We start from the raw sequence: 22923 nt of genomic DNA, 5'->3' as shown, positions 1-22923 counted from the left end.
GGCGTTCAGAGCCACCGCTGGGCCGCCTCGACGCTGACCCCGCCACTGCTGTCGAACGCGACGGCGCCCTGGGGTGCATGACGGCGGATCAGGTTGGCGATCTGCTCGGGGAGCGGCGGCAACCGCTCGGTCCTGCGGATCCCGACGCCGACGACCCCGCCGTCCCACGGGCGCCTGGTCAGCGATGCGACGCGGGCGGGCTCGGCCGACGCGCCGAACACCAGGAGGTCGTCGCCGCGTCGACGCCGTGCCCGGCGAACCGGGCCAACTCCGCGTCGAAGGCGGCGCGAAGGGCTCCGCTGTCGACGCCGGGTACCCCTTGGGGGTCGTAACCGACCACGAATACGGAGGACATGCGGGACAACCCGCCGGGGCCCGTCCGAACGTGAGCCGTCGGACGGGCCGGGGTGCGTGCACGGGTCAGCGCCCGGTCACCGGCGCCCGGCCGGCGAGCACGTGGCGTTCACGGCTCGCGAGCGCTCCGGCCCACATCTGGAGGACGAGCAGGCCGATGAGCGCCATGAGCGGGACGCTCCAGCCCCGCGTCGCGGTGTGGAGTGCGCCGAGGCCGATGGGGCCGAGACCGGCCAGCAGGTAGCCGAATCCCTGGGCCATCATGGAGACGTGGCCGGTGTGCCTGGCATCGGGCGAGCGCCGGACGATGTAGGTGAGGGACAGACTGAGGGAAGCCCCTTGGCCGAGCCCGAGCAGCGTCATCCAGACGTACACCGCCGACGTGGGGGCGGCCGCCAGACCGACGAAGGCGGCACCGGTCGACACGACGGCGACCGCGACGGGGAACCACGTCGGGCGGGCCCGCCTGGCGAGCGCGGGCGTCACGAGTGAGGCGGCGATGGCGGGAAAGGCCGAGTAGGAGAGCATCCAGCCGGCCGTGTGCGCGTCCGTGCCCGCGTCCTGGAGCAGGGTCGGGACCCAGGTGAGGGCCGCGTAGTAGCTCATGCTCTGGAGGCCCATGAGCGCGGTGACGGCGATGGCGACCGGGTCGCGTGTGAGCGCGCGGACGGAGGGCTCGCCGGCATCGGACGGGGCGTCGGCGACCTCATGGGTCAGGGGGTCGCGGACAGGGGGACGCCGCAGCTGCGGGAGGAGGACGAGGAAGGCGACGAGGGCGGGGATCGACCACAGGGCCAGTGTGGTCCGCCAGCCACCACCGGCCGCCGACAGCAACGGCACCGTGGCGCCCGAGGCGAGGGCGGCGCCGGCGGAGAGCGCGGTCGAGTACAGGCCCGTCATCAGGCCGACACGGTGGGAGAAGTCCCGCTTGATCGCGGCCGGCATGACGACGTTGGCGATCGCGATCGACGCCCCGATGACGACGGTGCCGACGAAGAGGCCCGCCAGACCGGGCTGGAGGCGCAGGGCGATGCCGGCGGCGAGCGCGATCATCGTCGCTCCGAGGAGTCGGTGCAGGCCCAGGCGGCGGCTCAGGGCCGGGGCGACGAACGCGAAGGCCCCGAAGGCGACGACGGGAATGCTGGTGAGGAGGCCGACGACGACTTCGGAGAGGCCGAGATCCGCCTGGATCTCCGAGAGCACCGGGCTGATCGAGGCGACCCCGATGCGCAGATTGAACGCGGTCATCAGGAGGCCGACTGCCAGCACGGCCGTACCGAGCCTGCCGGGGGTGCCTCTGCCGCGCCGGGTTCGCGGCTTCGGTTCTTGGAGGAGATCGGTCATTGTCGGACGTCCTTTCGATCCCCGCTCGGCCTGGGTGGTCCCTCCGCCTGGCCGGGTCGTCGCCAGGCATGCGGCGCTGAGCAGGGCCACAGTCCATCCGACGGCGACCAGGGCGGCCAACTGATAATCTGACCGATGATGCCCGAAACCCGCCATACGTCGATGCAGCCCGGACAGTCCCTCCGCGAACACGTCGTCCTGCTCGGGCACGACGAGCGCACTCCCGAGCACAAGCACACGCGCGGACACCTGGTGTACCCGGCTACCGGCGTGCTCTCGCTCGTCACCTCGGTGGGTTCATGGATCGCCCCGTCGAACCGGGTCGTCTGGATTCCCGCGGGCTTCGAGCACCGGCACCGCGCTCACGGCCGGACCGACATGCGCATCGTCTTCATGGCGCCGAGCCTGGCCGCACTGCTGCCCGCACACCCTGCGGTGCTCGTCATGACACCGCTCGCGCGCGAGGCCACCCTGACCCTGACCGGCGCCGAGCGCCGTCCCGCCGGCGCGCGCTCACGTCTGCGCCGGGTGATCATCGACGACATCACCACCGCGCCCGAACAGCCGCTGCATCTTCCCGAGCCCCGCGACGACCGACTCCGCGCCGTCGTGGCGCTGGTGGAGGAGGGGATGTCGGACCCTCTCACGCTCGGCCGGCTCGGACATGAAGTCGGCGCCGGCGAACGCACACTCAGCAGGCTCTTCCAGCGGGAGACCGGGATGAGCTTCCCCCAGTGGCGCACCCAGCTCCGCGTCCACCACGCCCTCCTGCTGCTCGCCGACGGGGGCTCGGTGATCAACACGGCGACCGCCTGCGGGTGGGCGAACCCGAGCGCCTTCATCGACGCGTTCACGGCGCTCGTCGGGCAGACACCCGGCCAGTACCGGCGCTCGCTCCGGGAGGAAGTGGCCCGGCCCGGTGACGACCCCCACGCCGGTCAGGGGCGGTAGCTGACGGAGCCGCCGGCCGGGCACCGCGGGGCGGTCCACGGCCGCCGTGTCCGGCGGGCGGTGGAGCGGGCCGAAGCCCGCTCCACGTCGCGGTCAGACCCGGACGGTCGGGTTGTGGATGTCGAACCACGCCCCCAGGTCGAGGGTCCGCTCCAGCAGCATGCGCTGCTGCTGGTCGAGGTCGGCGGCGGGCCGGGTGGTGGCCTCCGTGAGGCGCTCACGGTTGACCAGCTCCGTCGCCGCGTGCCCGGCTCGCAGCAGGTCGGCCCCCTGGGACTGGATGGCCTCGACATAGGCGGGATCGAACGTGCCCGGATATCCGCTCTTCTTGCGGTTGGCGACCGCCTCGGGCAGAACGTCCCGGGTGGCGGCGCGCAGCAGACTCTTCTCACGGCCGTCGAAGGTCTTCAGGGACCAGGGTGCGTTGAAGACGTACTGCACCAGGCGGTGGTCGCAGAACGGGACGCGGACCTCCAGGCCGACAGCCATGCTCATCCGGTCCTTGCGGTCCAGGAGGCTCTGCACCATCCGGGTCAGATGGAGGTAGCTGACCACCCGCATGCGCTGGTCCAGGCCGGTCTCACCGTCCAGGGCGGGCGCCTCCGCGACAGCCGTGCGGTAGCTCTCGGCGATGTGGTCGCCGAGGCCGAGCGCGGGCTTGAGGTCCTCGCTGATCTGGCTGCCCGAGTCGACCAGCGAGTGCCGGCCGGCGAGCCAGGGGAAGGTCTCGGCGTACCGCCGTTCGTCGTGGAACCACGGGTAGCCGCCGAACACCTCGTCCGCCGACTCGCCGGACAGTGCCACGGTGGAGTGGCGGCGGACCGCGGCGAAGAGCAGATAGAGGGAGTTGTCGCGGTCGCCGATGCCGACCGGCAGGTCGCGGGCGCCGACGGCCGCGCGGCGGACCTCGGGGGCGGCCAGGGCCGCCCCGTCCAGGATGATGTCCTGGTGGTCGCAGCCCACGTGTTCGGCGACGGCGTGGACGTAGGGGGTGTCCTGGGTGGGTGAGACGTCGATGGCCTGGAAGTGCTTGTCCTGGTCGGGGAAGTCGACGGCGAAGCTGCGCACCGTCTCGCCCTGGGGTGCGAGGTGGATCTGCGACAGCGAGGTGAGCGCGGAGGAGTCCAGGCCGCCGGACAGCAGCGTGCAGCGGGGCACGTCGGCGACGAGCTGGCGCCGGACGATGTCGTCGAGCAACGCGCGTACGTGCGCGACGGTCTCGTCCTTGCTGTCGGTGTGCGGTTCGGAACGCAGCTGCCAGTAGGTGCGGCGGCGCATTCCACCGCGGTCGAGGACGATGAGCTCCCCGGGCCGCACCTCGCGCATGCCCTCCCACACCGCGGCGCCGGGGGTCTTGGCGCCGGCGAAGAGCTCACGCAGTCCGTCGAGGCCGACGACGGGGGCGACGGTGGGGTTGGCCAGGATCGCCTTGGGCTCCGAGCCGAAGACGACGCCGTCCTCGGTCTCGAAGTAGTAGAACGGCTTGATGCCCATGCGGTCGCGGACCATCACCAGGCGCTCGGTGCGGGCGTCCCAGATGGCGAAGGCGTACATGCCGTTGAGGTGTTCGACGAGCTTCTCGCCCCACACGACGTAACCGCGCAGCACCACCTCCGTGTCGGAGTCGGTGTCGAACCGCTGTCCGGCGCGGCGCAGTTCCGAGCGCAGCTCGGTGAAGTTGTACGCCTCGCCGGAGTAGACCATGCTGACCGCTCCGTCGGGAGTCTCCACGGTCATCGGCTGAGCACCGCCCGGCAGGTCGATCACGGCGAGCCGCCTGTGCCCCAGGGCGACGTGGGGCGCCACCCACACGCCCGCCGCGTCGGGGCCTCGGCATGACATGGTCTGTGTCATGACATCGATGTCGCTCTGATGTTCCGTCAGGTCACGCCGGTAGGAGACCCAGCCGGTGATTCCGCACATGCGAACCTCGATCCACTCGAAGAGGGCTACTTCGAGGGATTGTTGCCCTGTACACGCAGTTAATCCACGCCAAGTCGCCGATCGCCTGTGTGGTATTTCCGACAGGTAAATTGATGTTAAGTACAGGTTTCATGCGAGGCCGAAAACTTTGAGCCACGCATACGATCTCGTCGGAGTGCGGGCTGCACCGGTTCGTGCGGCGGCCCTGCGCTCAGGCCCGGAAAGGGCGAGGAGGTGCCGGAGACCGGCGGGACTCGGCACCTGTCCGACGGGGCTACGCGGCGCCCGGCACCGCCCGCTGCTCCTGGCCGTCGTACGAGGCCAGCGGGCGGATCAGGGCGTTGTGCGCCAGTTGTTCGGTGATGTGGGCGGTCCAGCCGGTGATGCGGCTCATCACGAAGATCGGCGTGAAAGCGGGAATGTCGAAGCCCATCAGGTGGTAGGCGAGAGCGGCGGGATAGTCCAGGTTCGGATGGATGCCCTTACGAGTGATCATCGCGTGTCGCAGGGCCGCGTGCAGGGTGGCCAGCCGGGTCACCTCGGGGTCGGCGGCACGCGCCACCAGCCGGTCGAGGGCCTCCTGCATGATCGGGACCCGGGAGTCGCCGTGCTTGTACACCCGGTGGCCGAAGCCCATGATCTTCCGCTCGGACGCCAGCGCCTCGTCCAGCCACTCCTCGGCACGCCGCGGGTCGCCGATCTCCAGCAGCATGCGCATCACTGCCTCGTTGGCACCCCCGTGCAGCGGGCCCTTGAGGGCGCCGACGGCCGCGGTGACCGCACTGTAGAGGTCGGAGAGGGTGGAGGTGACCACGCGGGCGGTGAATGTCGAGGCGTTGAAGCTGTGTTCGGCGTACAGCGTGAGGGAGATCTCGAAGCAGCGGACGACGTCGGGGCCGGGCACGCTGCCGAAGCACATGTGGAAGAAGTTCTCCGCGTACCCGAGGGAGGGGTCGGGCGGGATCGGGGCCAGGCCCCGGCGACGGCGCCGGTCGACCGCCACGACGGTGGGCAGCTTGGCCAGCAGGGTGAGGGACTTGGCGCGGTTGGCGGCGAGGCTGCCGTCGTCCTCCGTCGGGTCCTCGGCACCGAAGAAGCTGACGGCCGTGCGGAGCACGTCCATCGGATGGCAGGTCTCGGGCAGCCGGGCCAGCAGTTCCAGCGTCGTGCGGTCCAACGCGCGCAGAGCGCGTTCACGGGCCTGGAAGTCGCGGAGCTGCCCGGCGTCGGGGAGTTCGCCGTGCCAGAGGAGGTGGGCGACCTCTTCGAAGGAGCGGCGCGCGGCGAGGTCCTGGACCGGGTAGCCGCGGTAGGTGAGGGAGTTGGTCTCCTGGATGACGGTGGAGATCTCGGTCGTGTCGACGACGACACCGGCGAGGCCGCGGTGGATCCCGGATGCGGTGGTGGTCATGGGGTGCCCGCCTTCGTGGGTCAGGTGCCGGGGGAAGGGTGAAGTCGAAGACGGCCGAGTCGAAGGCCGAGTAGTCCTCGTAGCCGAGGAGCTCGTACAGGCGGGAGCGGGTCTGCATGCGCGGCAGCAGGGACTCCTGGGTGCCCTCCGCGGCGATCGTACGCAGTCCTTCCTCGACGGCGCCCATGGCGATGCGCAGCAACGTCACCGGGTAGAGGGCGATGTTGTAGCCGAGGCTCTCCAGGGTTGCCGTGTCGAGCAGGGGGGTCCTGCCGAACTCGGTGAGGTTCGCGAGCAGCGGCACGTCCACCGCCCTGCGCATCGCCTCGTACTCGGAGACGTCGGCGAGCGCCTCGGGGAAGATCGCGTCGGCGCCCGCGTCGACGTACGCCTTCGCCCGGTCGATCGCCGCGTCCAGGCCCTCGACCGAGCGGGCGTCGGTACGGGCCATCAGCAGGAAGTCCGGGTCGCGGCGGGCGTCGACGGCGGCGCGGACGCGGCGGACCATCTCCGCGCGGGGCGTGACGGTCTTGCCGTCGAGGTGGCCGCAGCGCTTGGGGGCGACCTGGTCCTCCAGGTGCAGCCCGGCCAGGCCGGCGTCCTCCAGGAGCTGGACGGTGCGGGCCGCGTTCATGGGCTCGCCGAAGCCGGTGTCGGCGTCGATGAGGACCGGCAGGTCGGTGACGCGGGTCGTCTGCTGGGCGCGGGCCGCGATCTCGGTGGCGGTGGTCAGACCGATGTCGGGCAGGCCCAGGTCCGCGGCGAGGACCGCTCCCGACAGGTAGACGGCGTCGAAGCCGGTGTCCTGGATCAGGCGGGCGGACAGCGGATTGATCGCGCCGGGCATCCGCAGCAGCCGTCCGGAGGCGAGTTGCCCACGGAACGCCCTGCGGCGCTCGGCGGGCGTGGTCCGGGTGTGCAGCACCATCAGAACAGTCCCTTCGGCAGGCTCGCGTCGTACGCGGCGACCGCCTCCGTGTCGACGGCCGGGAAGAGACCGCCGAGGTCGTCCGCCGACAGTTCCGCGAGGTGCTCGGCGGCGTCCAGGAAGGCGTCCTGCGCGGCCGGAGTGGCGACGCCCTCGGCGAGGGTGCGGAACTTTCCGGCGTAGGCGGGTCGATCGAAGGGGCGGGCGCCGGCCGGGTGGGCGTCGGCCAGGGCGAGTTCGTCCTCGATCACCGTGCCGTCGTCGAGGGTGATCACGGCGCGTCCGCCGAAGGCGCGGCGGTCCGGGTCGGGGTCGTGGTACCGGCGGGTCCAGGCCGGGTCCTCGACCGTGGTGATCTTCTGCCACAGCTCGACCGTCTCCGGACGGGCGGCGCGCTCGGGGGCGTAGGAGCGCTCGTGGTGCCAGGTGCCGTCCTCCAGGGCGACGGCGAAGATGTACGGCACCGAGTGGTCGAGCGTCTCCCTGCTGGCCGTCGGGTCGTACTTCTGCGGATCGTTCGCACCGGAACCGATCACGTTGTGGGTGTGGTGACTGGTGTGCAGGACGATCGAGCGCACGTTCCCGAGCGGTCCGGACCTCTCCCGCAGCCGCCGGGCGAGGTCGATGACCGCCTGCGCCTGGTACTCGGCCGAGTGCTCCTTGGTGTACGTGTCGAGGATCGCGCGACGCGCCTCACCGGGCTCCGGCAGCAGGACCGTATAGTCCGACTCCGGACCGTCCAGCAGCCAGGCCAGGAAGCCGTCTTCGCCCTCGTAGACCGGCGACGGGGAGGTCTCGCCCCGCATCGCCCGGTCCACCGCCTCGACGGCCGCCTTGCCGGCGAAGGCGGGTGCGTACGCCTTCCAGCTGGAGATCTCGCCCTTGCGGGACTGCCGGGTCGCGGTCGTGGTGTGCACGGCCTGCTGGACGGCCTGGTACACCGTCTCCGTCGGCAGCCGCAGCAGGGCCCCCAGACCGCCGGCGGCGGCCGCGCCGAGGTGAGCCACGTGGTCGATGCGGTGCTCGTGCAGGCAGATGCCCCTGACGAGGGCGACGTGGATCTCGTACGCGGCGACGACGCCGCGCAGCACGTCGGCGCCGGTGCGGCCGGTGTGCTGGGCGACCGCGAGCAGCGGCGGGATGTTGTCGCCGGGGTGGGAGTAGTCGGCCGCCAGGTAGGTGTCGTGGAAGTCGAGCTCGCGTACCGCGGTGCCGTTGGCCCAGGCGGCCCACTCGGGGGAGACTCGCGCCGTGGTCCCGAGGACGGAGGCGCCTGGGGCGGCCCCGCGGTGGGCGGTGGCCTGGGCGCGCGCCACGGCGACCGGGCGGCGCAGCAGGGACGCGACGGCCACCGAGGCGTTGTCGATCAGCCGGTTGATCGCCATGGCGGCACTGTCGGCGTCCAGTTCCTCGGTGCCGGTGGCCACAGCGGCCAGCTTCCAGGCGAGCTGCTCCTCGCGCGGCAGCCGGGCGGCGCTGGGGTGGACACGGACGTGGTGCTCGATCACGGGACTCCTCGCGGGGTGCGGACCATCCTGGTCAGTGCTGACGTGATCGACAGTGCCCGCTCCGGGACCGCCCGGCCACCTCTCCACTCTGCGGAATCCGTACATCCCTGAGCTGCGAATCTGCGAAATCTGCGAAGAACGCGGATGCTATGTTCGCAAGCAGCCTCCACCGGAAACGCCCACTTCCCGGCCTGCGACAAGGATGTGCGCCATGCCACGAGGAGCGGCCGACCGCAAGGTCTACGCCTACGCGAAGCTGCGACGGCTGCGCCGTGAGCACGGCATGAACCAGGTCGACATGGCCCGTGCCCTGGGCATCTCCACCAGTTACGCCAACCAGATCGAGCAGAGCCGGCGTCCGCTGACCGCGTCCGTGCTGCTGCGGATCGCGGAGGTCTTCGGGGTCGACGCGGCGTTCTTCTCCGAGGCCGACGAGGACCGGCTCGCCGCCGATCTGCGGGCCGCGATCGCCGACGAGGCGTGCGGAGTGGCGCCGATCGCCCCCGACGAGATCAGCGAGGCCGCCCGCGATCACCCGGACGTGGCGCGTGCCCTGGTCGCACTGCACCGCCGCTACCGCGACACGGTCGAACAGGCCGCCGCCCTCGGCTCCCCCGGCGGTCCGCTTCCTCCGGCCGAGCCGCACGACGAGGTACGGGACTTCTTCTACGCCCACCACAACCACTTCGAGCCGCTGGACACCGAAGCCGAACGGACCGCCGGCGCACTCGGCCTCCGTCCGGGCAAAGCGGCCGACCCGCTCACCGCGCTGCTCGCCGAACGCCACCACGTCCGCGTCGTCCAGGCCGCACCGGGGCGGACCGGGGACGTGCGGCGCTTCGCTCCCGGGAGCGGGCTCCTCTTCCTGGCCCCCTGGCTCAGCGACGGCCGGCGCGCCTTCCAACTCGCCACTCAGCTCGCCCTGCTGGAGCACGGGCCGCTCCTCGACCAACCGGCGGACAGCGCCACGCAGCTGACCTCACCGGAGTCACGGGCGCTGGCCCGTATCGGGCTGGCGAACTACTTCGCGGGCGCGCTCCTCATGCCGTACACCGCCTTCCACACGGTGGCCGAAGAGGTGGGGTACGACATCGAGTTGTTGTCCGCCCGCTTCGGCGTCGGCTTCGAGACCGTCTGCCACCGCCTGAGCACCCTCCAGCGCACCGGACGGCGGGGCGTACCCTTCTCCTTCCTACGGGTCGACCGGGCCGGCAACATCTCCAAGCGGCAGTCCGCGACCGACTTCCACTTCTCCCGGCTCGGCGGGACCTGCCCCCTGTGGACGGTGTACGAGGCGTTCTCCGCACCCGGCAGGATCCTGACCCAGGTCGCCGAGATGCCCGACGGGAAGCGGTACTTCTGGGTCGCGCGCACCATCACGCGAGGGGGCTTCGGCCATCACTCCCCGCGTGCCGAGTTCGCCGTCGCCCTCGGCTGCGAGCTGCGCCACGCCCATCGGCTCGTCTACGCCGAAGGCGTCGCCCTCGACGACCCCCGGGCCGCCACCCCGATCGGACTCGGCTGCCGGATCTGTGAGCGCCGTGACTGCGCGCAGCGGACCCGTCCACCGGCGGGCGGGCGGCTGGCCGTCGATCCCGACCGGCGGACCTACGTGCCGTATCCGGTGGAGAGCGGTGCTGTGTGAGGGAGGCGGATTCTTCGGGCAGGCGTCCCGCGGTGCCGACGCGACAGCCCGGCGAGGCCCGGCGCAGGTGGTCGGCGCCGTCCTTCGCAGCCGCTCGCCCGGGGCCCGATGCCCGCCGCCGTGCGGAGCACGGCCGGTCCGTGCACAGGATCACCGCCGCGGGGGCGGCCGCCGCTCTCCGCCGGACCCGGTCGTCATGACCCGCTGACACCGGTCAAGGAGGCTGGTTCCCAGCTGGTCCCCGGAAACGACTCAGGGCCGCTCTCGGATTTCTCCGAAACCGGCCCTGATCTGCGACTGTCTCCAGTCGGGACGACAGGATTTGAACCTGCGACCCCTTGACCCCCAGTCAAGTGCGCTACCAAGCTGCGCCACGTCCCGATGCGTTCCCCCCGGTGTTCCCGAGCGGCTCGCGCAGGACAAACATTACCTCACTCCGAGGACCGGATCGACGTCCGTACCTGTTGGGCGCGGGTCGCCAGCATCTCGGCGCCGCACGCCGTGGCCAGTTTCTGGGCGCGGGTGAGCTCCTGCGTGGACCGGATCGCCTTGCCGTACTCGAAGCGGGCCAGCGCGTGCTCGTATGCGGAGGACGAGGACTCCAGGTGTCGGACCGCTTCGGCCAGCAGCCGGACCGCCTCCTCGGGAGGTGAGAACAGGGCGACGCAGCGCAGGGCTTCGCCGATGGCGGTGCCCGTGCCGAAGCGCTCGGCGTGGACACGCGCCGAGGCGGCGATGCGGGCGGCCCTGGCCGGATCGGTGTCGGCCAGGGCGCGGGCGAGGTCGCCGGCCCAGGGTGCCCAGACGCCGTTGAACCTGCCGCGCGGTTCCAGCGCCGCGCCCGCCGCCTCCAGCTCGGCGACGGCCTCCTCGGTGCGGCCTTCGGCCAGCAGCAGCTTCCCGTGGACGCACGGGGCGTCGGGCAGCACCATGGCACCGCTCGGGTAGGGCGGGCCGAAGTCGTACCGGTCGGCGATCCGCCTGGCCTCGGCCGTGCGCCCGCGGGCCAGCAGGGTGTCGACCAGCAGACAGGTCGCGTCCCAGTGGACGGGCAGACCGCTGCCCGCGCGGTCGGCCAGCCGCAGGCCCTCGCGCAGGAAGCCCTCGGCCTCGGCGAGGCGTCCGCGCCGTCGGTGGACCAGGCCCAGCAGGGTGTGGGCGAACGCCAGGTGGGCGCCGCTCCAGCCGGAGATCTCGAAGGCGCGCACCGCCTCGCCGAAGAGTTCCTCGGCCCGGTCCAGACGGTCGGTGAAGGCGTAGGTGATGCCGATCATGGCGGGGAGCTCGAAGCCCCACTCGGTGTCGGTCCAGCCGAGTCCGCGGGCGGGGCGTCCGTCCACCAGGGCGCGGTCGAGGAAGTCGACGACGAGTTCGGCGTTCTCACCGCGGAGCATGGCGTCGAAGGCCCGCAGGGTGAGCATCGCGCGCTCGGCGTTGTCGCGGCCCTTGAGGTGGTCGGCGTTGCGGGCGAGCCCGGCCGAGCGCGCCGGTCCGTCGTCCTCGGTGGCCTGCATGCCCTCCCAGAGGAAGTGGGCCGCCTGCAGGCGCATCAGGCCGGGGCCGGGTGCCGTACGGGCGGCTTCGGCGGCCAGCGAGAGGGCCGCGTCCTTCAGCTGGTTGTTGTGGGACAGCGCGGCCGCCAGCCGGAACGTGGCGTCGATCCGCAGCGGCTCGTCCAGGCCGGGTGTGTCGAGTGCGGCGCGCAGGTGCTGCACCGTGGTGGACGGTGAACTCAGCAGGGTGGCGCAGCCGAGTTCGTACAGGAGGGCGGCCCGTTCGTGCGGACGGGGCGGTTCCGCGAGGGCGCGTTCCAGGCAGCGGCGGGCGGCTTCCGGGGCGCCGACCGCGAGGTGCTGCGACGCCGCCGCACGCAGCTGCGCGACCACTTCCTGGTCGTCGTCCGGGTGGACTTCGAGGAGGTGCCGGGAGGCGGCCGCGGGGCCCATGCCCGCGTTGGTGATGGCCCACGCCGCCCGGCCGTGCATGGCGGTACGGGTGGCCGGCGGGATGGAGCGGTAGACCGCGCTGGCGATCAGCGGGTGGACGAACTCCAGCGGGTCGAAGCCGCTGACGATGCGGGCCTCGCGCAGCCGTGCCGTGCAGTCGGCCGCCTCCGCCGGACTCATCCCGGCCAGCCTCGCGGCGAGTTCCTGGGAGATCTCGGTACCGAGGACGGCGGCCGCCCAGGCGAAGCGGTTGGCGTTGGTGCCGAGCCGTTCGAGGCGGGTTATCAGGCCGCTGCCCCGGGCGGAGGCGCCCAGCTCACGCAGAAGTCCGGCCGAGTCCTCCACCGGCGCCAGCTCGCGGTCCTGCGCCTTGGCGACGAGCTCGACCGCCTCGTACGGATTGCCGCCGGTGACGGCCCACACCTCGCGGCAGAACGGGTCGTCGGCGTGCTCGCCCAGGGCCGCCCGGACCAGCTCGGCGGTGGCGTCCGGGGTGAGCGGGCGCAGGGCCACCCTGGTCAGCGCCGTCCGGCCGCCGCCGCCGGTCTCCGGGTCGCGGGCGTGGGCCCAGTCGGCGTTGCGGTCGGCGAGCTCCTGCGGGCGGTGGGCCTGGACGACGAGGACCGGCAGTTCGGACAGGCGGGCGGTGAACCCGGCGAGCCAGGCGAGGGATTCGCCGTCCGCCCAGTGCGCGTCGTCCACTATGAGCAGTAAAGGGCGATGGCTGAGACGGGAGGCGAGGCGGGACACGAGGAAGTCCAGGCCGTCCCTGACCCCTTGGGGGTCGGGCTGGGGTCCGCTGGGCACGGCGAGGCCCAGGGCGGGCGCGGTGATCTCGAACCAGTCGCCGAACAGGGCCCGGGTCTCGTCCGCGGGGAACTGGTTCAGCGCGGGCTGCAGGAGCTGGCGTACGACGTGGAACGGTACGGAGGTCACGGTCTCCCCGCCGCGTGCCGACCAGACGGTGCAGCGGTCGGCGGCCATGGTGCGGATCTCGTCGAGGAGTGCGGTCTTGCCGATGCCCGCCTCGCCGGTGAAGACCAGCAGCCCGCCGGCTGCTTGCCCGCCGCAGAGGGCGTCCACCGCCTCTGCTGCGGCGGCGAGTTCCGGTTCGCGCTCGTACAACGGCCGGGACGGCTTCATGCCTCCCCTTCCCAAGGTGGTTGCGGAGAGGTCCGAGCCTAGTCGTGCGCGGGTGCCCGCGGACAGGGTTCCCGTGGTTATCCGCAGGTGCGGGGCACAATCGTGGGGTGGACGAAGCACGCAGGGACCGCGACGAGGAAGGGCGGGCGCGCAATGCGCGCCCCCGGGACGGGCTGGGGCGCCCCCTGCCGTACGGGACTCCGGGGGTGGAGCGGCAGCCGGAGGGTGTGGTGCGCTCCCCTCAGGAGACGGTGCGGGAGGCGCAGCGGCTGCTGGACGCGGGCATGCCCTTCCACGCGCACGAGGTGTTCGAGGATGCCTGGAAGTCGGGTCCGGACGCGGAGCGGGAGTTGTGGCGGGGTCTCGCGCAGATGGCGGTGGGGCTGACCCATGCCGCCCGGGGCAACAGCGCGGGCGGGGCACGTCTGTTGCGGCGTGGCGCGTCGGCTGTGGAGGCGTTCGGGGGCCGGGATCCGCACGGGATCGGGGTGGGCCCGCTGGCCGCCTGGGCACGGGAGCTGGCCGGGCGGGTGGAGGCGGCGGGACGGGAGGCGGCGGGTCCCGGCGGTGACGGGGGCGGGGTGGACGCGGCGGCGGAGGCGCCCCGGCTGCGACCGGGCCCGCGGGAGGACGGCCGTTGAGGCCGGTCGGTTACGATCGCGCACCATGACCAACTCTGACCACGCCCCGGGCCACGGAGACGGCCCCACCGCCGAGGCCACCGAGGAGCCCGCCCAGGGCCGCGCCGGGGGCCCGCCCGAAGGGGCCGTACGGGACGGGGAACGGGGCCGGGACCACGACGGGGCCGCCGCCCCGCACCAGGCACCGGCCCCTTCCGAGGACGCCGAGGAGATAGCCGGACCCGCTGTCGGTGACAGCAGACTGACCCCACGTCAGGCACGGCGGCTGCGGATCGTCCTGTCCTCGGTGGGCATGGCGGCGATGGCCGTCGTCCTGGCGCTGCGGATCGCGAGCCGCTCCTCGGTCCTGGTCGTCGGGGTGTACGGGCTCGCGCTCATCCTCTGCGGCGTGGTGATCGAGCTCAGCCGGAACGGCCGGACCCGCCTGGGCAGCTGGCTGCTGGGCATCGGCCTGGTGGCGGCGGTGGCCGCGGACCAGCTGCTCATCCCCTGACCCGGGCGGCGCCGGCCGGAGCGGGCCGTCAGCGCAGCAGCAGCTGGAGGCCGCCCAGCACGGTGGCACCGATCACGATCCGGTCGAACACCTTCTGGTTGATGCGGCCGACGCAGGCCCGGCCCAGGTAGGCGCCCGGGAGGACGAAGAGCACCAGGACGGCGTCCAGCAGGAGCGACGGGCCGTCGATGAGCCCGAGGCCGACGCTGAACGGCACCTTCGACGTGTTGACGATCAGGAAGAACCACGCCGAAGTGCCCAGGAAGCCGAGCTTGCGGAAGCCGGCGGAGAGCAGGTAGAGCGACAGCACGGGACCGCCCGCGTTGGCGACCATGGTGGTGAACCCGCCGAGCGCGCCGTACGAACGGGCCTTGATCCGTCCGGTCCGCGAGGGGGCGCCCCCGGCGGTCGACGACGCATCCCCGTCGGGCGCGGTTCCGTCCGCCGCGCGCACGGCTGCGTCCCCGGCCGGCGCGGCGCCGCTCCCGTCCGGCTTCTCCGCGCGGGCCGCGCCGCGCCGGCGCCACAGGGTGACCGCCGACATGAACAGCAGGACGGCGCCGATCGAGGTGCGCACCGCGTCGTCGCCGGCCCACATCATGAAGACGGTGCCGGCCACCACCCCGGCGGCTACGGCGGGGAAGAGCCGGAGCAGGGTCGGCCAGTGGGCGTGGCGCCGGTAGACCAGTACGGCGAGGATGTCGCCGGCGATCAGGATCGGGAGCAGTACCCCGGTGGATTCGCGGGCCGGGAGTACGGCCGCGAACACCGCGAGGCTGATCGTGTTGGCACCGCTGACGGCCGTCTTGGAGAAGCCGACGAGCAGGGATGCCGCCGCGAGTGCGGCCAGTTGCCAGAGGGTGAGGGTGTCCATCGCAGATCAGATGGTAGACAGACCTTGCGTTCGGCGGATGATCACCCCGGACGCTCGGCGAACCCCTGGCCCCGGTGCCACCCGCCACGCGCCGCGCCCTCGCTATGCTGCGATCGCTCACGAAAACGTTCAAACGAACACAGCACGCCGGTACGGCAAGGGGGCCAGCAGCATGCGGGAGCCGGTTGAACTGAGGCGCAAGCGCATTCTCGCCGTGGTGCACGCACGCGGTTCCGTCAAGGTCAGCGCGCTCGCCGAGGAGTTGGAGGTCTCGGTCGTCACGCTCCGGCGGGACGTGGAGGAGCTGTCCCAGGAGGGGAAGCTCCGCCGTGGCCACGGTGTGGTCCGCCCGGTGGGCGGGAGCGCCGTCCCCGGGGCCCGGGACGGCACGGCCGCCGGGAGCGCGCGCCGCGTCACCAAGGGCCGGGGCGCCCCCGCCGGGGAGTCGGCGGGGGACGGCGGGGCGATCGGCCTGGTCGTGCCCGAGCGGCATTCGTACCTCTACGAGACGCTGCACGGCGCCCGTACCGCCCTGGAGGAGGCGGGCATGCGGATCACGCTGCACATCACGCCCCAGTCGGCCGGTGCCGAGCGCCCGCAGGTGGAACAGGCCCTGGCGGGCGGGGCGCGGGGTCTGCTGATCGCCCCGCGGTGGCGCAGCGCCGCCGGGGAGGAGGCGGATTACGGCTGGCTCTCCGAGGTGGGCGTGCCGACCGTCCTGATGGAGCGGCGGCCGAGACCCGGCAGCGCCCTGCACGCCCTGGACTCGGTCTGCTCCGACCACTGGTACGGCGTCCATCTGGCGGTGGACCACCTGGTCTCGCTGGGCCACCGCCGGATCGTGCTGGCGGCCCGCGACGACAGTCCCACGGCCCGCTCGGTCCGTGCGGCGTTCGCCGAGATCGCCGCCGGCCGGCCGGAGGTGGAGGACTGGACCGTCGTGATCAGCTCCCCGAACGCGGGCCCCGGGGAGCCCGGTTCGCCTCCCCAGGACGCCCCCGACCTCGCCGTGCTGCTCCGGGAGCGGAGGGCGACGGGGGCCGTGCTGCACGGGGACGAGGATGCCCTGATGCTGGTGCAGCGGCTGGCCGAGAGTGGGGTGCGGGTGCCGCAGGACTGCTCGGTGGTGGCGTACGACGACGTGGTGGCCGCGCTGGGCAGCACCCCGCTGACGGCGGTCGCCCCGCCGAGGGGGGAGATCGGCCGGGCCGCGGCCGAGCTGCTGCTGCACCGGCTGGCGCACCCGGTGGGTGCGGGCGGTGCGGTGCGCCGGGTGCAGCTGCTGCCCTCGCTGGAAGTGCGGGGTTCCGCGCAGGAGTTGCCCGGCCCGACAAAGTGAGCGTTTGACCGCTTCAAGCTTCTTTTGATCGATCTATTGACCGCTATCGATCAGCCGATCAGTATTCCCCGTGTCTCGAATCAGGAGCCGCGGGAGGCATCCATGCCTGATCGACAGAGCCGTCGATCCGTGCTCGCCACGATCGCCGCACTGCCCCTGACAGGCGCGCTCAGCGCCTGCGGGGGCGGTGGCGGAGACACACGACCGGGCAGCAGCACGAGCAGTACCGGCAGTACAGGCACGACCGGCAGGACGAGCGGCACCGGCAGGACCGGCCGCAGGACACGCATCACCTTCTGGTCCGCCCTGCGGGGCAGCCAGGAGGTCGTGGACGCGTTCAACGCCGGGCACGACACCATCCACGTCGACTACCAGCAGATCCCTTCGGGAGGCCAGGGCGGTTACGCCAAGCTCAGCAACGCGGCCCGGGCCGGCAACGCCCCGGACGTCGCCACCATCGAGTACCCCCAGGTCCCCGGCTTCGCCATCGACGGGGTCTGCCGCGACCTCACGGACCTGATCAGCGACAGGCTGCGCGCCGCGCTGCTGCCTCAGGCGCTGGGGCTGACCACCTTCGAGAAGCGGGTGTTCAGCATCCCGCTCGACATCGAACCGATGGTGCTGCACTACCGCACCGACCTCTTCGAGCGGTACGGCCTGGACGTCCCGCGCACCTGGGAGGAGTTCGAGGAAGGGGCCAGGACCGTACGCCGCGAGGGCGGGCAGCGGCGCTTCGTCCTGTTCCCCACGGACGGGGCCACCCAGCTCGCCGCGTACGCCTGGCAGGCGGGCGCCCAGTGGTTCGACACCGCGGGCGGCGCCTGGAACGTCTCGCTCGCGGACGCCCCGACGCGGCGTGTGGCGGCGTACTGGCAGCGGATGATCGACGACGACCTGGTCCACATGAACGCGGTGGAGAGCCGGCAGAGCGACGCCCAGATCGCGGGCGGCCTGGTGCTCACCCGGCTCACCGGCGCCTGGGACGCCGGGGCGCAGATCCAGGCCCGGCCGGGGCAGAAGAACCGGTGGGCGATCGCCCCGCTCCCCCAGTGGGACCCGGCCCGCCCCGCCGTCGGCACCCACGGCGGCTCGACGTTCGCGGTCACCAAGGACAGCACGGCTCCCGAGGCCGCGATGGAGTTCATCGAGTGGCAGGTCTCCCACCCGGACGCGCTGCGCGCCCGGCTCTCCAGCGGCACCAGCAGCCAGTACCCGGCCGTACCGGGACTGGTGGACGTGGGCCGCGAGGCCTTCGACCGCGGCTACTACGGGGGCCAGGACATCTACACCCTCTTCGAGGAACAGGCCCGCACGATCCGCGAGGGCTGGATCTGGGGTCCCCGGATGTCGGCCACCGGCAAGGTCATGCAGGACGGATTCGCCCGGGCGAGCGGGGGCCAGAGCTCCCTGATCGACGCGATCCGGGCCGCCCAGGACGGCACCATGCCGGACCTCAAGGCGCTCGGCCTGTCCACCACACAGCGCTCCACCTGAGCCACGACCGCGACCCACTGTCCAGCCGCAGAGAGGCAGGTGACCCCCATGACCAGCGCCACCCCCGTGTCCGTCCCGGCGGACGTGACCGCCCGTCCGGCGCCGAAACGTCCCGCCGCACCACCGGCGCGCGCCACCCGCGCGTCCTCCCGACGGCGTGAACTCGGCGCCTGCGGCGTCCTGATGACGCCGTTCTTCGCCCTTCTGGTGACCGTCTTCCTGATACCGGTCGGCACCGCCGTGTACCTGAGCTTCTTCAGCGACGACCAGCCCGGCCTCGGCTTCGGCCCGGAGCGCACGGTCTTCGCCGGGCTCCGCAACTACACCGCGGTCGTGACCGACCCGACGTTCCTCGGCGGTCTGGGCGTCGTCGCCCTGTACTGCCTGATCTACATCCCGCTGATGGTGGTCGGCGCCCTCGCGCTGGCCCTGCTGCTGGACTCCGGTGTGGTGCGGCTGCGCGGCACGGCACAGCTCGCGCTGTTCCTGCCGCACGCGGTGCCCGGCATCATCGCCGCCCTGATCTGGCTCTACCTGTACACCCCGGGGATCAGCCCGGTCATCGACGTGCTGGCCAAGGCGGACATCACCGTCGACTTCCTGGGGGTGCACACCGTGCTCCCCTCGATCGTGAACATCGCGCTGTGGAGCAACCTCGGTTACAACATGGTGGTGTTCTACGCGGCGCTGCAGGCCGTGCCCCGCGAGGTGATCGAGGCCGCGGTCGTCGACGGCGCCGGGCCGGTACGCACCGCGCTCCAGGTCAAGACACCGCTGGTGCGGCCGTCGATCCTGATGGTCTCGATGTTCACGCTGATCTTCGCGCTCCAGCTCTTCACCGAGCCGATGCTGCTCAGCCAGTCGTCCCAGATGATCAGCTCGCGCTTCTCGCCCAGCATGTACATCTACGACGCCGCGTTCACCAGGAACAACTACGGACTCGCGGCCGCCGCCTCCGTCGTCCTGCTCCTGTGCACGATCGTCCTCTCCTACGGCGTCACCCGCTGGACCAACCGCGCTTCCGCCGAGGAGGCCACCCGATGAGCGCGCCGACCACGCCCCGCTCCGCCTCGCCCCTGCGCCCCCGCCTGCTGGGCCGCTCGGTCGTCAACCTCGTCGTCGGCGTCTCGGTGCTGTACACCCTGCTGCCGGTGCTGTGGCTGGTCCTGGCCTCGTCCAAGGACCGGGACGCCCTGTTCAGCAGCGACATCCTGTCGCTGGGCGACTTCTCCTTCGTGCAGAACCTGAAGGACCTCTTCGCCATGGACGGCGGCCTGTACGCGCGCTGGTACGGCAACAGCCTGCTGTACGCGGTGCTCGGCGCGGCGATCGGCGCGCTGGTCAGCATCGCCTGCGGGTACGCCTTCGACAAGTACCGCTTCGCGCACAAGGAGAAGCTCTTCGGCCTGGTGCTCGCCGCGGTGATGGTGCCGCAGACCGTCCTCGCCCTGCCGCTGTACCTGATGGCATCCGGCACCGGTCTGGTCAACACGTTCTGGGCGGTGTTCGTCCCCGTGCTCTTCAACCCGTTCGGGGTGTACCTCGGCCGGATCTTCAGCCAGGGGTACGTCCCCGACGAGGTGCTGGAAGCGGCGCGGATGGACGGCGCGGGCGAACTGGCGGCCTACTTCCGGGTGTCGCTGCGCATGCTCGGGCCGGGGCTGGTCACCGTGTTCCTCTTCCAGCTCACGACCATCTGGAACAACTTCCTGCTGCCCATGGTGATGCTGTCCGACCAGGACCTGTATCCCGTCAGCCTCGGGCTGTACACGTGGAACAGCGCGGCGTCCGTCTCACCCGAGTACTACCCGGCCGTCATCATGGGCTCGCTGCTGGCCGTGGTGCCGCTGGTCCTCGCCTTCGCCCTGCTCCAGCGCTTCTGGCGGTCCGGTCTGACGGCGGGTGCCGTCAAGTAGCCGGACGCGTAGTCCCGTACAGGAGAACCGGTCCCCCGCCCGGGGGGACCGGACCACCGCACAGGAGAACCATGCCCAGCACTCCCCCCGTACGCCGCCTGCCGCGCGCCGCGCTCGCGATGGGGCCGGACGCCGCAGCCGCGGTGCTCTCCCCCGAGACCCTGGCCGCCCTGGACGCGGTGTGCGCGCGCGGTCCGCATCCCGTCGTCACCGACTTCGACTCCCCGGCGGCCCGGGCCGCCCTCGCCGACGCCGAGGTGCTGATCACCGGCTGGGGCTGCCCGCCCGTCCACGCCGGCGTCCTGGCCGCCGCGCCCGCGCTGCGGGCCATCGTGCACACCGCCGGCTCCGTCCGCGGCCATGTCACGGACGCCTGCTGGGAGCGGGGCATCGAGGTGTCCTCGGCGGCGGCGGCCAACGCGCTGCCGGTGGCGGAGTACACCGTCGCGATGATCCTGCTCTCCGGCAAGCGGGTGCTGGAGCGCGCCCGCGATCTGAGGGCCGCCCGGGTACGCGACGACTGGCTGGCCGTCCCGTCCGACGTCGGCAACTACGGCCGCACGGTGGGCATCCTGTCCGCCTCCCTGATCGGCCGCCGGGTGATCGAGCTGCTGCGCCCGTACGACCTGCGGGTGCTGCTGCACGATCCGTACGTGTCCGACGCCGAGGCCACCGCGCTCGGCGTCCGGCCCGTCACCCTGGACGCCCTGTTCGCCGAGAGCGACGTGGTCAGCGTCCACACCCCGCTGCTGCCCGAGACGACGGGCCTCGTCAGCGGTGAACTGCTCGCCTCCATGCGGCCGGACGCTGTCCTCGTCAACACCTCCCGGGGGGCGGTCGTCGACCAGGACGCACTCGTCGGCGTCCTGCGCCGGGGGCACATCCGGGCCGTCCTCGACGTCACCGACCCCGACCCGCTGCCGCCCGCCCACCCGCTGTGGGACTGCGACAACGCGCTCATCACCCCGCACCTGGCCGGGTCCCAGGGCAACGAGCTGCGCCGGCTGGCCGATCTGGCCGTCGGCGAGGTCGCCCGCTGGGCCGCCGACGACGGTTTCGCCCATCCCGTACGACGCGAAAGGCTGGCATACCTCGCATGAGCACCACGTCCACCGCATCCCCGTACCCCTTCGAACTCCCCGCCGAGGACCGCGAAGCGAGCCCGTACACCGGCTTCACCCGGGCGCACTGGGAGGCGGCGGCGGACGGGCTGCTGCACGCCGCCTGGAAGTGGGCCACCCCCGGCCGGGCCCTGCTCGACCTGCCGGGCCGCCCCTCGCGCTCCGGCGTGCGCTCCGACGGTCTGGAGGGCTACGCCCGTACGTTCCTGGCCGCCGCGTTCCGGGTGGCGGGCGCGGAGGGCGCGGACCCGCACAACTGGCTGGAGCGGTACGCCGACGGGCTGACCGCCGGGACGCGTACGGCCGGCCGGGACGACGCCGAGTCCTGGCCGCTGATCCTGGACCACACGGTCTTCGGCCAGCCCATGGTGGAGTCGGCGTCCGTGGCGATCGGGCTGCGGCTGACCCGCCCGTGGCTCTGGGACCGGCTCGACGCGGCCACCCAGGACCGGGCGGAGGAGTGGCTGCGGGGCGCCCTGCGCCACACACCCGCCCCCAACAACTGGTACCTCTTCCCCTTCTCCGTCGCCGGATTCCTGGAGTCCGTCGGCCGGGGCGACGCGGAGACCGCCCGTGCCCGGCAGCGCGCGCTGGACCTGCTGGAGGTCTGGTACCGCGGCCAGGGCTGGTACGCCGACGGGGACGGACGCGCCTTCGACCACTACAACGGCTGGGCGCTGCACCTGTATCCGGTGCTGGACGCCTACCTGTCCGGCGAGAAGGAGCTGTCCGCGCACCACGGCGGCCGGCTGAGCGAACACCTGGAGGGCTTCTCGCTGATGTTCGGCGCGGACGGGGCGCCCCTGCACTTCGGCCGGTCCCTGACCTACCGGTTCGCGGCGGGCGCGGCGGTCGCGATGGGCGCGGTGTCCGGGCACACCCCGCTCTCCCCGGGCGTCTCTCGGCGGCTGGTCAGCGGATCACTGCGGTACTTCCTGGAGCGCGGCGGGGCGGGGCGGGACGGGCTGCTGAGCCTGGGCTGGCACGGCCCGCACGAGGCGACGCTCCAGACGTACTCCGGTCCGTCGTCGCCGTACTGGGCGTCGAAGGCGTTCGTCGCGCTGCTCGCTCCGGAGGGGCATCCGCTGTGGACGGCGAAGGAGGAGCCCGCCCCCGCCGAGGGCTCCGACCGGGTGCTGTCGCTGCCCGCCCCGGGGCTGCTGGTGCAGTCGACCCGGGACGACGGTGTCGTGCGGCTGCACAACCACGGCAGCGACCACGTGCGGCCGCACGAGGGCGAGACGGCGGCGGTGTCGGACCCGCATTACGCGCGCCTCGCGTACTCGACGGCCACCGGTCCCACGGCGTCCGCGAACACGGCGGACAACCACCTCTCGCTCCGGATCGCGGGGTCGCGCAGCAGCCGGGTCCGCATCCACCCGCTGGGCGCCGGGCACGGGGACGGCTGGGGGTGGGCCGCGTCCTGGCACACGCCGGTCTTCGCCGAGGGCGCGCCGACCGTCCCGGGACTGCGGGTGAAGAGCGTGACGGTGGTCCGGGGCCGGTACGAGCTGCGGGTGCACCGGGTCGTGGGCGCCCCGGCCGGGGCACGGGCGGAGCAGACGGGGTGGGCGACGGCCCCGGACGGCGAGGTGCGCTCCGAGCTGCACGGGCTGTACGGCTGGGACGGGCAGGAGGAGGTCCGGGCCCCGCAGGGCACGGCGTTCGCCCGGTGGGCGGTGCTGCCCCGGCTGGGCGCGGACGTGGAGGGGACGGTGGTGCTGGTGGCGCTGGCCTCACTGACCGGTCGGCCGGACGCCGCCCCGCTCGCGGCGGCGGTGAGCGGGGTGGACGTGGCCGGGGACACGGTCCGGGTCGGCTGGGCGGACGACGGCGCGACGACCCGTATCGCCTTCGCGCCCCTGGAGGTCGACCACACCCGTTGACGGAGC

Annotated in this window: 17 protein-coding genes, 1 tRNA gene and 1 pseudogene; 10 read left to right on the top strand and 9 right to left on the bottom strand. The window is 72.6% G+C overall.

Annotated features, from left to right (window positions below; translation table 11 throughout):
- Positions 1–5 precede the first annotated feature (5 nt).
- Positions 6–221 (bottom strand): hypothetical protein, encoded by a 216-nt coding sequence (locus SACTE_RS35635; protein WP_019993192.1) that lies wholly within the window; start codon positions 219–221, stop codon positions 6–8.
- 199 nt (positions 222–420) lie between these two features.
- Positions 421–1698, bottom strand: coding sequence for an MFS transporter (locus SACTE_RS29820; RefSeq protein WP_014049738.1), 1278 nt, complete (start codon positions 1696–1698; stop codon positions 421–423).
- Between the two features lie 162 nt (positions 1699–1860).
- Between SACTE_RS29820 and SACTE_RS29815 the strand changes: the two genes are divergently transcribed.
- On the top strand, positions 1861–2649 hold the full coding sequence (locus SACTE_RS29815) for a helix-turn-helix transcriptional regulator (protein WP_014049737.1): 789 nt from the start codon (positions 1861–1863) through the stop codon (positions 2647–2649).
- A gap of 93 nt (positions 2650–2742) precedes the next feature.
- Here SACTE_RS29815 and asnB read toward each other — a convergent pair whose 3' ends face one another.
- From asnB to SACTE_RS29795, 4 genes and pseudogenes are all read right to left on the bottom strand, one after another.
- Complete coding sequence (gene asnB, locus SACTE_RS29810) at positions 2743–4572, bottom strand: asparagine synthase (glutamine-hydrolyzing) (protein WP_014049736.1); 1830 nt, start codon at positions 4570–4572, stop codon at positions 2743–2745.
- Between the two features lie 274 nt (positions 4573–4846).
- The gene (locus tag SACTE_RS29805) at positions 4847–5983 is read right to left on the bottom strand and encodes a bifunctional 2-methylcitrate synthase/citrate synthase (protein ID WP_014049735.1); all 1137 of its coding nucleotides are present in this window, start codon (positions 5981–5983) and stop codon (positions 4847–4849) included.
- Positions 5984–6011: 28 nt separating this feature from the next.
- Positions 6012–6911: pseudogene (prpB, locus tag SACTE_RS29800) on the bottom strand (methylisocitrate lyase); the annotation flags it as partial.
- Entirely contained in the window at positions 6911–8419 is a 1509-nt protein-coding gene (locus SACTE_RS29795; protein ID WP_014049734.1) for an MmgE/PrpD family protein, read from the bottom strand. The pseudogene prpB and the gene SACTE_RS29795, both read right to left, overlap by 1 nt.
- Before the next feature lie 211 nt (positions 8420–8630).
- On the opposite strand from SACTE_RS29795, the gene SACTE_RS29790 reads away from it, so the two are divergent.
- Complete coding sequence (locus SACTE_RS29790) at positions 8631–10064, top strand: short-chain fatty acyl-CoA regulator family protein (protein ID WP_014049733.1); 1434 nt, start codon at positions 8631–8633, stop codon at positions 10062–10064.
- Positions 10065–10371: 307 nt separating this feature from the next.
- On the opposite strand, the gene SACTE_RS29785 is transcribed toward SACTE_RS29790, so the two are convergent.
- Both SACTE_RS29785 and SACTE_RS29780 read right to left on the bottom strand, forming a co-directional pair.
- A tRNA-Pro gene (locus tag SACTE_RS29785) sits at positions 10372–10445 on the bottom strand.
- A 50-nt stretch (positions 10446–10495) separates the two neighbouring features.
- Positions 10496–13153, bottom strand: a complete 2658-nt coding sequence (locus tag SACTE_RS29780) for a tetratricopeptide repeat protein (protein WP_014049732.1) — start codon at positions 13151–13153, stop codon at positions 10496–10498.
- 107 nt (positions 13154–13260) lie between these two features.
- Here SACTE_RS29780 and SACTE_RS29775 point away from each other — a divergent pair, with 107 nt between their 5' ends.
- Positions 13261–13794, top strand: coding sequence for a DUF309 domain-containing protein (locus SACTE_RS29775; protein WP_026359114.1), 534 nt, complete (start codon positions 13261–13263; stop codon positions 13792–13794).
- 25 nt (positions 13795–13819) lie between these two features.
- Positions 13820–14287, top strand: coding sequence for a hypothetical protein (locus SACTE_RS29770; RefSeq protein WP_014049730.1), 468 nt, complete (start codon positions 13820–13822; stop codon positions 14285–14287).
- Positions 14288–14315: 28 nt separating this feature from the next.
- Here SACTE_RS29770 and SACTE_RS29765 read toward each other — a convergent pair whose 3' ends face one another.
- Positions 14316–15161, bottom strand: a complete 846-nt coding sequence (locus tag SACTE_RS29765; protein WP_014049729.1) for a sulfite exporter TauE/SafE family protein — start codon at positions 15159–15161, stop codon at positions 14316–14318.
- 172 nt (positions 15162–15333) lie between these two features.
- Between SACTE_RS29765 and SACTE_RS29760 the strand changes: the two genes are divergently transcribed.
- The 6 genes from SACTE_RS29760 to SACTE_RS29735 all read left to right on the top strand — a co-directional run bounded on the left by SACTE_RS29760 (position 15334) and on the right by SACTE_RS29735 (position 22917).
- Positions 15334–16500, top strand: coding sequence for a substrate-binding domain-containing protein (locus SACTE_RS29760; protein WP_014049728.1), 1167 nt, complete (start codon positions 15334–15336; stop codon positions 16498–16500).
- Positions 16501–16602: 102 nt separating this feature from the next.
- The gene (locus SACTE_RS29755; RefSeq protein ID WP_014049727.1) at positions 16603–17994 is read left to right on the top strand and encodes an extracellular solute-binding protein; all 1392 of its coding nucleotides are present in this window, start codon (positions 16603–16605) and stop codon (positions 17992–17994) included.
- Positions 17995–18042: 48 nt separating this feature from the next.
- Positions 18043–19038 (top strand): sugar ABC transporter permease, encoded by a 996-nt coding sequence (locus SACTE_RS29750; RefSeq protein ID WP_014049726.1) that lies wholly within the window; start codon positions 18043–18045, stop codon positions 19036–19038.
- Positions 19035–19910, top strand: a complete 876-nt coding sequence (locus SACTE_RS29745) for a carbohydrate ABC transporter permease (protein ID WP_014049725.1) — start codon at positions 19035–19037, stop codon at positions 19908–19910. The genes SACTE_RS29750 and SACTE_RS29745 overlap by 4 nt, the downstream gene beginning before the upstream one ends.
- 71 nt (positions 19911–19981) lie before the next feature.
- Positions 19982–21010 (top strand): hydroxyacid dehydrogenase, encoded by a 1029-nt coding sequence (locus tag SACTE_RS29740; RefSeq protein ID WP_014049724.1) that lies wholly within the window; start codon positions 19982–19984, stop codon positions 21008–21010.
- Positions 21007–22917, top strand: a complete 1911-nt coding sequence (locus SACTE_RS29735) for a DUF2264 domain-containing protein (RefSeq protein ID WP_014049723.1) — start codon at positions 21007–21009, stop codon at positions 22915–22917. The genes SACTE_RS29740 and SACTE_RS29735 overlap by 4 nt, the downstream gene beginning before the upstream one ends.
- Positions 22918–22923: the final 6 nt, after the last annotated feature.

Source organism: Streptomyces sp. SirexAA-E, from assembly GCF_000177195.2.
Taxonomy (GTDB): domain Bacteria; phylum Actinomycetota; class Actinomycetes; order Streptomycetales; family Streptomycetaceae; genus Streptomyces; species Streptomyces flavovirens.
Note: the sequence above shows the minus strand (reverse complement) of the source record. Positions and strands in the feature narration are given on the sequence as shown.